Origin of the sequence: Shewanella bicestrii (assembly GCF_002216875.1) — a bacterium.
Taxonomy (GTDB): domain Bacteria; phylum Pseudomonadota; class Gammaproteobacteria; order Enterobacterales; family Shewanellaceae; genus Shewanella; species Shewanella seohaensis.
Genome location: NZ_CP022358.1, coordinates 586,599 through 600,164 on the forward strand (window position 1 = coordinate 586,599; position 13,566 = coordinate 600,164).

General features: G+C 50.9%; 11 protein-coding genes. 9 read left to right on the forward strand and 2 right to left on the reverse strand.

The window, feature by feature from the left end; all coding sequences use genetic code 11:
• Window positions 1-444: 444 nt before the first annotated feature.
• The 3 genes from phsA to nrfD are packed head-to-tail and all read left to right on the forward strand — an operon-like array spanning window position 445 to window position 4,253.
• A complete protein-coding gene (phsA, locus tag CF168_RS02700) occupies window positions 445-2,727 on the forward strand; it encodes a thiosulfate reductase PhsA (RefSeq protein ID WP_086902217.1) in 2,283 nt (760 codons plus the stop codon).
• A gap of 12 nt (window positions 2,728-2,739) precedes the next feature.
• Entirely contained in the window at window positions 2,740-3,306 is a 567-nt protein-coding gene (locus CF168_RS02705; protein WP_011624174.1) for a 4Fe-4S dicluster domain-containing protein, read from the forward strand.
• 2 nt (window positions 3,307-3,308) lie between these two features.
• The gene (gene nrfD, locus CF168_RS02710) at window positions 3,309-4,253 is read left to right on the forward strand and encodes an NrfD/PsrC family molybdoenzyme membrane anchor subunit (protein ID WP_089066878.1); all 945 of its coding nucleotides are present in this window, start codon (window positions 3,309-3,311) and stop codon (window positions 4,251-4,253) included.
• A gap of 125 nt (window positions 4,254-4,378) precedes the next feature.
• Here the strand turns inward: nrfD and CF168_RS02715 are convergent, their stop codons facing one another.
• Together CF168_RS02715 and metJ are read right to left on the reverse strand one after the other, a co-directional pair.
• Entirely contained in the window at window positions 4,379-5,122 is a 744-nt protein-coding gene (locus CF168_RS02715; RefSeq protein ID WP_011718394.1) for a sulfite exporter TauE/SafE family protein, read from the reverse strand.
• A gap of 107 nt (window positions 5,123-5,229) precedes the next feature.
• Window positions 5,230-5,544 (reverse strand): met regulon transcriptional regulator MetJ, encoded by a 315-nt coding sequence (metJ, locus tag CF168_RS02720; RefSeq protein ID WP_011718393.1) that lies wholly within the window; start codon window positions 5,542-5,544, stop codon window positions 5,230-5,232.
• A 222-nt stretch (window positions 5,545-5,766) separates the two neighbouring features.
• Between metJ and metB the strand changes: the two genes are divergently transcribed.
• The 6 genes from metB (at window position 5,767) to CF168_RS02750 (ending at window position 13,498) form a co-directional block, all read left to right on the forward strand.
• A complete protein-coding gene (gene metB / locus CF168_RS02725) occupies window positions 5,767-6,930 on the forward strand; it encodes a cystathionine gamma-synthase (protein WP_167373680.1) in 1,164 nt (387 codons plus the stop codon).
• An 11-nt stretch (window positions 6,931-6,941) separates the two neighbouring features.
• Window positions 6,942-9,335, forward strand: coding sequence for a bifunctional aspartate kinase/homoserine dehydrogenase II (locus CF168_RS02730; protein ID WP_089066880.1), 2,394 nt, complete (start codon window positions 6,942-6,944; stop codon window positions 9,333-9,335).
• Window positions 9,336-9,646: 311 nt separating this feature from the next.
• On the forward strand, window positions 9,647-10,540 hold the full coding sequence (metF, locus tag CF168_RS02735; RefSeq protein WP_011624168.1) for a methylenetetrahydrofolate reductase: 894 nt from the start codon (window positions 9,647-9,649) through the stop codon (window positions 10,538-10,540).
• A 372-nt stretch (window positions 10,541-10,912) separates the two neighbouring features.
• The gene (slyA, locus tag CF168_RS02740; RefSeq protein ID WP_086902296.1) at window positions 10,913-11,386 is read left to right on the forward strand and encodes a transcriptional regulator SlyA; all 474 of its coding nucleotides are present in this window, start codon (window positions 10,913-10,915) and stop codon (window positions 11,384-11,386) included.
• 8 nt (window positions 11,387-11,394) lie between these two features.
• The gene (locus CF168_RS02745; protein WP_086902212.1) at window positions 11,395-12,453 is read left to right on the forward strand and encodes an HlyD family secretion protein; all 1,059 of its coding nucleotides are present in this window, start codon (window positions 11,395-11,397) and stop codon (window positions 12,451-12,453) included.
• Between the two features lie 16 nt (window positions 12,454-12,469).
• Window positions 12,470-13,498, forward strand: a complete 1,029-nt coding sequence (locus CF168_RS02750) for a DUF2955 domain-containing protein (protein ID WP_086902211.1) — start codon at window positions 12,470-12,472, stop codon at window positions 13,496-13,498.
• Window positions 13,499-13,566 lie beyond the last annotated feature (68 nt).

Genomic DNA, 13,566 nt, shown 5'->3' on the forward strand with positions numbered 1-13,566 from the left:
TTTCAACCATTCCCCTGTGACGACTGGGCGAAACGCTTACCTCATACACTTTGCGCACTCGGCCATTCTAAATATGGGAGTGGTTTTTGAGGGTTTTTGAGAACTTTTTAACTTATCAAAGCCGCGAGCCAGTGCGCCGGCTTAGTACAGGTTTAGGCCAAACAGGCTTATTGATCTTATTCACGATTTTTTAGAACAATTTTAACTTTTAGTTGCCGCAGATCACACTCAACTTGGCCATGTGGTTTACCACAATATCCGCCTCTCCCTTTCGGGATAACAATCACCCTGAAACAGCAAAATGCCAGCGTTTCTTAAGGCATTGGCATTAATAACTAAAAACCTGTGAGCGAATTTAGTCTTTAAACCGCAGTGGTAAGCCAAAGCCTAAGTTTGCGTGTGCCAAGTGGTGCATTAGGGTGGATGAGTGTGATGGAGGTAACCATGATTGAGCTTAATAGGCGAACCTTTTTAAAGGGCGCAGGGGCCAGCGGTGCAACATGTGCATTGGCTAGCCTGTTGCCGGGCAGCTTAGCGGCATTAGAGAGCAAGCAGCTAAAGGGAATGGGCAAAGACATTGCCAGTATCTGTGAGATGTGTTCGACCCGTTGTCCGATTTCGGCGCGGGTGCTTGAGGGCAAAAACGTCTTTATCAGTGGTAATAAGGCGGCTAAATCCTTTGGTGGTAAAGTCTGTGCCCGGGGCGGCGCTGGCCATAGTTTGCTTTACGATCCACAGCGTATCGTGAAGCCGCTCAAACGGGTGGGTGAGCGCGGCGAGGGCAAGTGGGCCGAGATCTCTTGGGATGAAGCCTATCAACTGATTGCCGATAATCTGAATAAAATCAAACAAGCTTATGGCCCTGAGGCCGTGGCGTTTTCCTCTAAGTCCGGTTCGCAAGAAAAACATTTATTCCATCTCGCCACCGCCTTTGGTAGCCCGAATACCTTTACCCATGCCTCAACTTGCCCCGGTGGTTACGAAATTGCCGCTAAGGCCATGTTTGGCACTAAGGTGAAGCGCGATTTAAGCAACTCCAAATACATCATTAACTTCGGCCATAACTTGTACGAAGGCATCAATATGTCCGAAACCCGCGGCATGATGGCGGCACAAATGGATAAAGGCGCCAAGCTGGTGGTGTTCGAGCCAAGATTCTCCATCGTCGCCGACAAAGCCGATGAATGGTATGCGATCCGTCCCGGTACCGATGTGGCGGTGGCTTTAGCCTTATGCCATGTATTGATTGAAGATAATCTCTACGACAATGCCTTTATCGAGCGTTATGTTGAAGGGTTTGATGCCTTCGCCGCCGAAGTCAAAGCCTATACCCCTGAGTGGGCCGAAACGGTTTCCGATGTGCCCGCCAAAGATATTCGCCGTATCGCCCACGAATATGCGGCCAAGGCGCCCCATGCTGTGGTGGATTTTGGTCACAGAGCCACCTTTACCACCGAAGAGTTTGAAATGCGCCGCGCTTTGTACGCTGCCAATATCTTGATTGGTAATATCGAGCGTAAGGGCGGTATCTACCTAGGTCAAAAGCCTGGCGACTATAACAAGCTGGCGGGAGAAAGCGTGGCGCCCGTATTGGGTAAGCCCGGCGTAAAAGATATGCCTAAGCCTGCGGCGAAACGTATCGACCAAGTAGAAGAGCAGTACGCCATGATGTGGTCATCGGGTGGGATTTATCAAACGATTCTCGATGCGACCTTAACTGCCGTGCCCTATCAATTACACGGTTGGGTAATGTCCCGTACCAACCCAATGCAAACCATGACCGACAGGGCGCGTGTGGTTGAAGCCTTGAAAAAGCTCGACTTTGTTGCGGTTTGCGATGTGTATATCAGTGAAACCGCCGCCTATGCCGACGTCATTTTACCCGAGTCGACTTACCTTGAGCGCGATGAGGAAATCGCCGACAAGTCGGGTAAAAATCCCGCCTACTATGTGCGCCAACGGGTGGTGGAAACCTTGGGCGACACTAAGCCCTCATGGCAAATCTTTAAGGATATTGGCCATAAGCTTGGGCTAAGTGAATTTTACCCTTGGGACAACATGGAAACCCTGCAACTGCTGCAGGTGAATCGCGATACCGCACTGCTACGCCGCATCAAGGATGAAGGTTTTGTCAGCTTCGGTAAGCCCATCATGCTGCGCGAACCTAAGATGGTGGCCGAGTTTACTAAGGCCTACGCCAATGCCAAACCCGTGGATGAAGACGGCACCTACGGCAGTTTGCTCAGCTTTAAAACCCCAAGCGGCAAGATTGAATTGACCTCGGCCAAGGTCGAGGCAATGGCGCCAGGACGCGGGGTGATTAAGTTCCGCGAAGTGCATTTGAAGAAAGCCGACGAGCTGTACTTTATCCAAGGCAAGGTCGCCGTGCATACCAATGGCGCGACTCACAATATTCCCATGTTAGCTAACCTGATGTCGGATAACGCCATTTGGGTGCATCCCGTCACGGCGGGCAAGTTAGGGATCAGCAATGGTGACCCGATTCGGTTAACCAGCAGCGTGGGTAGCGAAGAAGGCCATGCCTTAGTCACCCCGGGCATTCGCCCCGATACCGTATTTGCCTATATGGGCTTTGGCTCTAAAAACAAAGAGTTGGTTAGAGCGACTGGTAAAGGTATCCACTGCGGAAACTTACTGCCCCATCAAACAGCCCCTGTGTGTGGCATGAATATTCATACGACAGGCGTCACGCTGGCAAAACGCTAATTGGAGGCTCAAATGACGAAAAGATATGTGATGGTGCACGATGAGAACAAGTGCATCGGCTGCCAAGCCTGTAACGTGGCCTGCCGCAGTGAAAATGGCGTCCCCGAGGGTGTGACTCGCTTACAAGTGCGCGTAGAGGGCCCCTTCGGCGAGATGCCGCACCTGCACTTTAAGTACCACAGGGTATCGTGCCAGCAGTGTGAAGATGCGCCTTGTGTGAAGGTATGTCCAACGGGCGCGGCCTATGTGGGTGAGGATGGGATTGTCTCCATCCATGGCGATAAGTGTGTGGGTTGTATGTACTGCGTGGCGGCGTGTCCCTACAAGGTACGTTTTATGAATCCAGAAACCAAAGTGGCTGATAAGTGCAACTTCTGTAAGGACACGCGTTTGGCCCGGGGTGAAGAGCCTGCCTGTGTGACTGTGTGTCCGACCGATGCCTTAGTGTTTGGCGATGCCAACGATCCACAGAGTGAGGTCGCTATGCTACTCAACACTAAGATCACTTACCAAGATAAGACCCATTTAGGCACTCAGCCTAGGGTATATCGCGTTCCTACCAAAAGAGGGGGGATTTGATTATGAACAATACTTGGGGCGATATGGCGCAATATGATCCCGTTACTTGGCATTGGATCATCGCCGTGTATCTGTTTATGGCGGGTTTATCCGCCGGAAGTTTGCTGATTGGCATTGGCCTGCGTTGGTTTAATAAGGATCAAGCGCAGGGGGAGACGAGTATTCTCAAGGCCGCAGCCATTATTGGCCCTGTGGCCATTTGCCTAGGCTTGGCATGTTTAGTGTTTGATTTAACGAAGCCTTTCCATTTTTGGCTGATTTTAATCAACTATAACTTCCAGTCCGTAATGGCGATTGGTGTTTTAGCACTACTGGCTTATTCACCCTTAGCATTTGCCTACGCGATTCTTGTGCTGCGCGATGAGCTGCCAAAGTGGGGCTTAGGTTTCTTCGTGCCTATCGCTAAGCTGCTGATGCCCTTTAGAAAGCTGATTGAAGTTCTGCTGTTTATCCTCGCCATTGGCGTAGGTGCTTATACTGGCTTCTTAATTTCGGCCATGAATGCTTATCCGATGTTGAACACTGCGGTATTGCCGGCGCTGTTCTTAGTCTCTGGTTTATCGGCGGGTGCGGCGGCTAATGCGGTGCTGGCGCTGGTGATGTTCAAGACCGATAGCCACGACAAGACTTTAGCTAAAATGCATGGCTTAGAGTTGCCAGTGATGGCCATCGAAATCATGTTCCTGTTTATGTTGTTCTGTGCCTTGTACTTTAAGGGCGGCGCGGCGGCTGCGGCGCTGGCATCACTCACCTCTGGCGTGTGGGCGAGCGTATTCTGGATTGGCGTGGTCGGGATTGGTTTTGGTATTCCGCTGTTGTTTATGCTGTTGCCGACCGCGACTCGCCACAGCAAGGGCGCGATGATCATGGTGGCCTGCGCCAGCTTAACTGGTGTGTTAGCACTGAGACACTTTATTGTGTATGCGGGACAAAGCTATCTAAGTTAGTGCCATTGGTTAATGGCAATATCTATGGGGTAAATCACCTATCCCAGCAAGCAAAAAGCACCGATTAACGGTGCTTTTTTTATGGGGCGATAAGCAGGATTCTATTGCGGTAATTATTGCGGCAATTATTGCGGCAATAGCTCAATCACTGATTTCACCGTGAGCACTAAGGCGCTGATAGCGCAGAGGGCTAAGGTTGCCATCTTGGTCTTATGCTTATCCACATTCCCCACCAGTTTACCCGCCACTAAATAGCCTAAAAAGACTGAGGGCAGCAGCATCAGGGATAACCATAAATGCTTGATTTCGAGCAGGCCCGTCACCCCAAGGATGACCATCGCTATGGTCGAGCTGAAGATAAAGAAGGCCGACAGTGCGGCGCGAAACTTTGAGGCATCCTTACCCGCCAACAAAATCGCCATCGGCGGACCACCAATGGCGGCAATATTACCAAAGATCCCCGATACCACACCTGCGCCAAATAGCGTCGCTTTATTCACTGGCAGGCTGAATTTATACAGGCTTAGCACCACGGCGACCGCCACAATGCCAGCAATCGCCAGACCAAGAATCGGCTGCGGCGCAAACAGCAACAGGCTGGCACCGATAAAGCCTCCGGGCACGCGACCAATCAGCGCATATTGCAAGCCGTTGAATTCTAAGTGGCCACGCTCACGCAGTAGGGTGAGTAGGGCGATGGAAAAGCCCATCACAATCACGGGGGCGGGCACTAATTCGGGGTCGACAATATACAGCAGCGGACTCGCCACCACAGCAAGGCCAAAGCCAATCAGACTCTGGGTGAGGGCACCTAAAAACACAATCACAGACGCAATGGCGAGCGTTTGTGGATCTATCAAGGAGAACATAGGATTCCATCAAAACAAAATAGGGATCGTTACTCTAACCCATCAGGCAAGATGAGCATTAACGATCCCTAATAATTAGTTACGGCAGGATTATGGACGCCTGAGCGTTATTCCATATCTTCCCACTCGATCCCCATTTCGTCCATCAACCGTTTCGCTTCGGCGGGAATGCTGTCTGGGCTATCTTTCGACAGATCGGCATCATTAGGCAGAGGCTGGCCGGTGTAGGCATGCAAAAATGCTTCACACAAGAGTTCGCTATTGGTGGCGTGGCGCAGGTTGTTCACCTGACGACGGGTACGTTCATCCGTGAGGACTTTTAGCACTTTGAGCGGAATAGACACAGTAATTTTCTTTACTTGTTCATTCTTCTTGCCATGTTCAGCATAGGGGCTGATGTATTCCCCATTCCATTCAGTCATTGACTCACCTGTTATAACGCTAAATTCGGGGCAGATTTTAAACCCTTACAGATAACAGTCAAATTATTGCTACTATTTCTTAGTGATTGCAAACAGATTTCTTTATGTTTAGACGTCTAAACGTCTTAACGCCTATTGACGATGCCACTGGGCTTAGGTACATTTAGACGTCCAGACATCTCTTTGCGAACTTAGGAGTTCCCGATGACCGCAGGCAAATTAGTGACCGAACGTCAATTAGCCACATTAGCAGTGCGTCAGGGTATCGAAAGCGATACTCAGTATGGCGCTGTGGTGCCGCCAATTTACCTGTCGACGAATTACGCCTTCGATGGTCATAAAAATCCTCGCGAATTTGATTACAGCCGTTCCGGCAATCCTACCCGCAGCATCTTAGGTGATGCCCTAGCTAAGCTGGAAAAGGGCGCAACTGGTGTGGTGACTTGCACAGGCATGGCGGCCATTACCTTAGTGACCACTTTGCTTGGCCCTGATGACTTGCTGGTGGTGCCTCACGATTGCTACGGCGGTTCGTACCGTTTATTCACCAACTTGGCTAAAAAGGGCCAATTTAAACTGCTGGTGGTCGATCAAACCGACGGCCAAGCGCTTGAGCAAGCGATTAGCCAGCAACCTAAGATGGTGTGGATTGAAACCCCCTCTAATCCTCTGCTGCGAGTCGTCGATATCGAAGCTATCGCCAAGGCGAGCCACGCCGTGGGCGCTTTAGTGGTGGTGGACAACACTTTCCTCTCGCCAATTTTGCAGCAACCGCTGTTACTCGGTGCCGATATCGTTATCCACTCCACCACTAAGTACATCAATGGTCACAGCGATGTGGTGGGCGGCGCGGTGATCGCCAAAGATCCTCAACTCGGTGAGACCTTACATTGGTGGTCGAACACCTTAGGTTTAACTGGGTCTGCCTTCGACAGTTATCAAACCCTGCGGGGTCTGCGTACCTTAGCCGTGCGCATTCGCGAGCACCAAAGCAATGCCCAGCGTATTGTGCACGTGCTGACGAGCAGCCCTGTGGTGAGCAAAGTGTATTACCCAGGCCTTGCGGAACATCCCGGCCATGCCATTGCCGCCAAGCAGCAAAAAGGCTTTGGCGCTATGCTGAGTTTTGAGCTTAAGGGCGGCGAGGCCGAAGTGGTCGCCTTTTTAGATGCCTTAAGTTTATTTAGCGTGGCCGAGAGCTTAGGTGGCGTTGAGAGTCTCGTGGCCGTGCCCGCGACTATGACCCACAGGGCGATGGAGCCCCAAGCACGTTATGAAGCTGGCATTAAAGACACCCTATTACGTTTGTCGGTTGGTATTGAAGATGCCGACGACTTAGTTGCAGATATTCAAGCAGGATTGGCCGCCGTTGCGGCTTGTCAGTAGAGGAATTCGAGATGGCACGTTGTCACTTACATAAATTTGGTGGTTCCAGCTTAGCCGATGCCGATTGTTATCGCCGAGTCGCCCATATTCTGTTAACCCATGGTCATAGTGATGATCTGGTGGTGGTGTCTGCTGCGGGTAAAACCACTAACTTTTTATATAAATTATTGTCCCTGCGCGATAGCAACCAATTATGGCAAGAAGAGTTACAAGTCCTTATCAGCTATCAGCAAGGCTTGATTGAGCAGCTGTTATCCAATGAGCAAGCGCGGGATCTGCGTGAGCGTTTAACCACGGATAAAGCTCAATTAATCAGTCTGTTATCTTTAGATTCCCGTAACGATTACCAAATTAGCCATGTGGTGAGCTTTGGTGAGCGTTGGTCGGCGCGCCTGATGGCGGCGCTGCTGCGTGAATCGGGTGTGGCCGCAAGCCATGTGGATGCCTGTTCGATTCTTGTGGCCGACGAGGCCGCCGTACCGCAAATCCGTGTGCAAGAATCCCGCGCCAAAGTGCAAGCCTTACTGGCGGCGCATCCTAACGAGCGTTTAGTGATCACAGGTTTTATCTGTGCCAACGAGCGTGGCGATACCTTGCTATTGGGTCGCAATGGCTCTGACTTTAGCGCCAGCTTAATTGCCAGCCTCGCCGACATTGAGCGCGTGACCATTTGGACCGACGTTGAAGGGGTCTTTAACGCCGATCCGAATAAGATCAACGATGCGAAATTACTCAAGAGCATGTCCCTCGCCGAAGCAGACCGCTTGGCGCGCCTAGGCTCGCCTGTTTTGCATTCGCGCACTTTGCAGCCGCTGTTTAACACTGAGGTGAGCCTAGCCGTACGTTCAAGCTACGCCTCCCATACCGACTTTACCCTGATTGCGCCCCACAGCTCCTCGGCGAGTGCGCCCGTGGTGACTAACCTCAATGCCGTGGTGTTATTTGGCTTTAAGATCGCGGGCGATGTAGCCAGTCTGCTCGAGCAATTAGTCGAAGCAGGATTAACGCCACTGGCCCATTGGGTATCGGCGCATCAACGACTCGAGCTTGCTTATACCGCTGAAAACCAAAAACAAGTACAAAAGTTATTGGATGGGCAGGCCGAAGCCCTCGGCATTAAAGATCTGCAAATTAATACCGAACTCGGTTTAGTGGCGCTTGTGAGTGCCGATGCCGAGCATTATCGCCGCAGCTTTGCCCGTTTACTGAGCCGTGACGCTAAGCCCTTGTTCAGTGGTGACTTAAGTCTGGTGACCTTAGTGCCACAGTCGCAGGTTAATCTGCTGACGCAAAAAGTGCATCGCCGCTGCGCTGGTCCACGTAAACGCATTGGTGTATTGCTGCTGGGTGTTGGCAATATTGGCGAGGCGTGGGTGAAGCTGTTTAAGTCAGTTTCTCCCTCGTTAAATCAAGAGCTTGAAGCGCGTGTCGAGCTTGTCGGCTTGGTGAGTTCCAGCAAAGCCCTGATCAAGTCTACGGCTGTGGATTTGGAAAACTGGCAGCAGGAATTCGATGCCGAGGCAACACCTTGGCAATATGAGCACTTATTCGAACAATTAGAACAACTTAACTGCGACGAACTGATTGCATTAGATATCAGTGCTAGCGCCAGTTTAACCCTACAATACCCAGAGTTTTTCGAGCGCGGCATCCATATGGTCAGCGCGAACAAGCTTGCGGGTTCTGGCCCGCTGCCGTTCTACCGCGAGCTGAAGGAACAACTCGGTTATCGCCGTCTATTCTGGCGCTATAACGCCAGCTGTGGCGCGGGTTTACCTATCCAGCACGCCTTAAACGATCTGCGTAACAGCGGCGATACGGTTGAGGCCGTCGGCGGGATTTTCTCTGGTACCCTGTGTTGGTTATTCGAGAAGTACGATACCAGCAAACCCTTCTCGGAATTAGTGGTTGAAGCGCGTGGCCTAGGGATTACTGAACCCGATCCCCGCGACGATCTTTCTGGCCGCGACATGCAGCGCAAGCTGCTGATTTTGGCCCGTGAAATCGGTCTGGAAATCGAGCTTGAGGATATTGAACTGCGCTCCCTAGTGCCAGCCCATTTGGCGGATATTCCACTGGAGCAATTCCTTGCCCGTATCGCTGAGCTGGATGATGAATTGCAGCAACAATACGGCGCAGCGGCGGAGCAAAACAAAGTGCTGAGATATGTCGCCTCCTTGGACAATAGCGGCGCGGCCCTGAAAGCTGAGGTGGGATTACAGTGGATTGATGCGAATCATCCCTACGCTAACCTCACGCCTGGGGATAATGTGTTTGTGATCCGCTCTGCTTTCTACCAAGGTAATCCGCTGATTATCCGTGGACCGGGTGCGGGCCGTGAGGTAACTGCCGCAGCGGTGCAATCGGATCTGACGCAGATCTGTCGCGATCTGCTGCAAGAGTAGTTATAAACCTAGACACTTGAAGAACTTATCCCCCGTATCTTCAAGCTGATTCGGCCAATATTCATAGACGTAAAGGACTCATTCGAGTCCTTTACGTCTATGAATATTGGCGAAGATCAGGACTAAAATCAAGGTGGTCAACGAGGGATAAGAAAATGCCAAAAAGGGGGATTTTTTGGCTTGACTTAACGGCCAGTTTCTCTAGTATATGGACATATAGACGTCCAAACGTCCATATGGATTAAATTACTGCATTTATAAGTCGTACCAGCGCGATGGAGCGTCGCACTCGGGCGGTTGAGGAAATACACATGGCTTTTCATCACGCACAACATTCACATTCGCTAAACCAAAGTTTGTCTGAACTTAATGGCGATATTAATGTTTCTTTTGAGTTTTTCCCGCCATCAACCCCCGAAATGGAACAGATCCTGTGGAACTCTATCCGCCGTTTAGAGCCGCTGAATCCTAAGTTTGTTTCAGTGACCTATGGTGCCAACTCGGGCGTGCGTGACCGTACCCACGGCGTGATTGAACGTATTCAAAAAGAAACCAATCTGGTTGCCGCGCCGCATTTAACCTTAGTGGATGCCAGCGACGAAGAATTGTTAGATCTGGCGAAGCATTACTGGAAATCGGGGATCCGCGACATAGTGGCACTGCGTGGCGATTTACCAGCGGGCAGCCCGAAACCGACTCGCTTTGCGGCGGATTTAGTGCGCTTACTGCGCTCAGTGGCCGACTTTGATATTTCGGTTGCCGCTTACCCAGAAGTACACCCAGATGCGGCTAATGCTCAGGCCGATTTGATTAACCTCAAGCGTAAAATCGATGCCGGTGCGAGCCGTGCTATTACCCAGTTTTTCTTCGATGTGGAATCTTACCTGCGTTTTCGCGACCGCTGCGTTGCGGCGGGAATTGATGTCGAAATCGTGCCCGGCATTTTACCCGTGACTAACTTTACCCAGTTAAAACGCTTCGCGGGCATGACCAATGTGAGTCTACCGAGCTGGTTGCATAAGCAGTTCGATGGCCTAGAGAATGATGCGGGCACGCGTCAGCTGGTGGGGGCAAACGTGGCGATCGATATGGTTAAAGTGTTATCCCGCGAAGGTGTTAAAGATTTCCACTTCTACACCCTTAACCGCGCCGAGCTGACCTATGCGATTTGCCATACCTTAGGGGTTCGCCCAAAGGCGGTATAACGCAGTAAACATTCATAAAAAACGCCGCTATTTAGCGGCGTTTTGCTTTTGGCTAGTGACTAATTCCTAAATCTTAAATTGGGAGAGCAGAGTCGTTAAGCGCATTGAAAGTTGCGCGAGTTCATCTCCCGCCCGTGCGGTTTGCAGTGAAGTTACATTCGGAAAAATTGTTTTTAATCTCATAGGTTAATGAGATTAATGCCACTATCTTCTGCGTCTATTTCCCCCACACAAAGTGATATTACTACCGCCGTTTCATACCGTTTTGCGGATTTCGTGGCAGCGTGCACAGATTTTTTTTTCGTGGCGAATATTTACTTAGCCTGCTAACTAAGTATAATGCTTAGCAGGCTAAGTAAATGAGTAAGCATGATGCAGAAAGAATTAGAGCGATTAAAGGAGTTATCCCTAGCGGAACATTTAGGCCGCTTGCACCGACTATGGCGCACCGTGGCGGATGTGGAATTAGCGCCACTCGGGTTAACTCATCCTCGTTGGACGGCATTGTGGAAGTTATTGCGTCTGGGCGACAACGTGAGCCAGAAGGTGTTGGCGGATGCGCTGGAAATTGAATTGGCTTCTTTGATGCGCACGTTAGGGCAGCTTGAGGAGCAAGGTTTAGTCGAGCGTCATTGCTGCACTAAAGATAAGCGCGCCCGAATCGTATCGCTAACGCCTGCGGGAAAGGATGTATTAAAGCAAGTCGAAGCGCGGATTATTCAAGTGCGCGCAGAGTTGTTGGCTGGGATCAGCGCCAGCGAGCTTGGTGAGTTTGAACGCATCATTAGCCTAATCAGTGATAACGCCTTAGCCAAGTTGGCTAAGAGCACAGAAATTCTTGAGTGAGAAATAAGATGACACCGGATCAACAATTTGCCCGCCTCGTAAAAATCGCCATGCTCGGTTTTGTGGCTGTGTTTGGCTATTTTATGTTTGCCGACGCTATGATGCCCTTGACCCCACAGGCCATGGCAACCCGTGTGGTAACTAAGGTGACCCCGCAGATCAGCGGCAAGATTCAAACCATTAATGTGAAGAATAACCAAGTGGTCGCCAAGGGCGATTTACTGTTTCAAGTCGACCCAGCACCCTTTGAGTTAGCCGTGTCTCAGGCAAAATTGGCCCTAGAGCAAGTGCGTCAGGACAATGCCGAGTTAGATGCTTCGTTGTTAGCCGCCAAGGCGGAAGTGAATGCCAGTACTACGACGGCTCAATTAAAGCGTCGCGAAGCCAAACGTTTAGATGCACTGTATGCCACCCATGGTGTGTCGCAGCAGCAACGGGATCAGGCCGATAGTGATGCGGACGCCGCCGAGGCGAATCTGTTAGCCGCTAATGCTCGTCTCGATAAACTCAAAGTCAGCCGTGGCCTCTATGGCGAAGAAAACCTAAGAGTGCGCCAAGCGAAAAATGCCTTAGAGCAAGCGGAGCTGAACCTGTCTTACACCCAAATTCGTGCCGACCAAGATGGAGTAGTGACCAACCTGCAACTCGAAGTGGGCAGTTTTGCCGCAGTAGGCCAGCCGCTGCTCGCCTTAGTCTCTGATAAATTAGATATTATTGCCGACTTTCGTGAAAAGACCTTACGTGGCGTTAATGCATCTTATCCAGCATTAATCGCCTTCGATGGTGAGCCAGGCCGTTTATATCGCGCCCAAGTGAGCAGTGTTGATGCCGGTGTGAGTGCGGGGCAGTTTGATGCCAATGGCCGCTTAGCGGCGCCGCAGGAGTCGGACCGTTGGGTGCGTGATGCGCAGCGCTTAAGACTACATTTAGTGTTAGACGACGATGCGATGAATAATCTGCCAGCAGGTGCGCGTGCCACTGTGCAATTACTGCCTGACAATACGCTGTTTAGCCTGCTAGCCAAGGTGCAGATTAAGGTCATTAGCCTGCTCCATTACATCTATTAATCTCAAGGCTATTCGCATGTTGTTACGCCACAACCCTTTAACTACCAATGACTTACGCCAGTGTTTGCGCATTGCGACTGGCGGCACCATTGGCTTTACCCTGTGTAAGCTCTTTGGGTGGAGTAATGGGGTGTTTTTTACGGTAACCCCAATGTTATTGCTGGGACTCGTCCCTGTGATGAGTGGCCATGCGATGCGGCAGTTGCTGGCATCATCGGCCATGGCGGGGCTTGAAGTCGGCTTACTCGGCGGTTTCTTCGGTAGCCACCCCGGATTGATGACGCCGATTGTCTTTTTACTGTTTTTATATCGTTTTGCGGCTATGTCCCGCGGTAGCCTATTTCTGTTTGGTGCCAATGGCGTGCTGAGTTTGAGCATAATGCTGCACTTTGCCAGCTATCCGGGCACAGATCTCAATGACTTAATCTTCAGTAATTTCTGGGCGACGGGATTGTCTGTGGTTATCGCCTATCTGATGACGGCACTCTGGCCGGATGTCGAGCCTCGTCCTGCCTACAAACCCGGCCCTAAGGCGCCGCACCGTATGCGCCACGAAGCTTTACTCGGCGCCAGCATTGCCACGCTCTCTTTCTTAGTGTTTCAAATTTTCGATTTGCGTGACTCCATGTCGGCACAGGCGACCACGCTGTTACTCCTGTTCCCCATGCATTGGAACGGGGCGCTGGATTATGCCCGTAAACGCGCGCTGGGCACTCTGCTTGGGGTGTCGTTTGGGGTGATGGTGCAACTTTTCCTCTACGATTGGTCCGGATTACTGATCCTGATTGTGCCGCTGCTGTGGGTTGGGCTTATGTTGTTTGCGCAGGCCCATGTGAAGGAGGCGAGTGGCTCAGGTGTGGGGTTTGGTGCGATGACCACCTTAGGGATTTTGTTTGGCCAATACTTAACCCCTGGTAACGACCTGATTTTTAGTGCGCTTTACCGGGTGAGCAGTATTTTTGTGGCGATAGTGGCGACCTTATTCCTCTGTTACCTGCTTCATAAGTTATTGAATAGCTTTGAAGCGACTCGATTTGGTTATTAAGAACTTAATATTAGATTTTTTTAATGCTTGTTCAGTGGAGATTCGAGGAGTAAGGTACAAACTCGTTT

Bases quoted from the DNA above. Each gene is read 5' to 3' on its own strand.
- CF168_RS02705 (WP_011624174.1), top strand. From the start codon at position 2,740: ATGACGAAAAGATATGTGATGGTGCACGATGAGAACAAGTGCATCGGC.
- CF168_RS02715 (WP_011718394.1), bottom strand. From the start codon at position 5,122: ATGTTCTCCTTGATAGATCCACAAACGCTCGCCATTGCGTCTGTGATT.
- CF168_RS02730 (WP_089066880.1), top strand. From the start codon at position 6,942: ATGGCACGTTGTCACTTACATAAATTTGGTGGTTCCAGCTTAGCCGAT.
- CF168_RS02745 (WP_086902212.1), top strand. From the start codon at position 11,395: ATGACACCGGATCAACAATTTGCCCGCCTCGTAAAAATCGCCATGCTC.
- phsA (WP_086902217.1), top strand. From the start codon at position 445: ATGATTGAGCTTAATAGGCGAACCTTTTTAAAGGGCGCAGGGGCCAGC.
- nrfD (WP_089066878.1), top strand. From the start codon at position 3,309: ATGAACAATACTTGGGGCGATATGGCGCAATATGATCCCGTTACTTGG.
- metJ (WP_011718393.1), bottom strand. From the start codon at position 5,544: ATGACTGAATGGAATGGGGAATACATCAGCCCCTATGCTGAACATGGC.
- CF168_RS02750 (WP_086902211.1), top strand. From the start codon at position 12,470: ATGTTGTTACGCCACAACCCTTTAACTACCAATGACTTACGCCAGTGT.
- metF (WP_011624168.1), top strand. From the start codon at position 9,647: ATGGCTTTTCATCACGCACAACATTCACATTCGCTAAACCAAAGTTTG.
- slyA (WP_086902296.1), top strand. From the start codon at position 10,913: ATGCAGAAAGAATTAGAGCGATTAAAGGAGTTATCCCTAGCGGAACAT.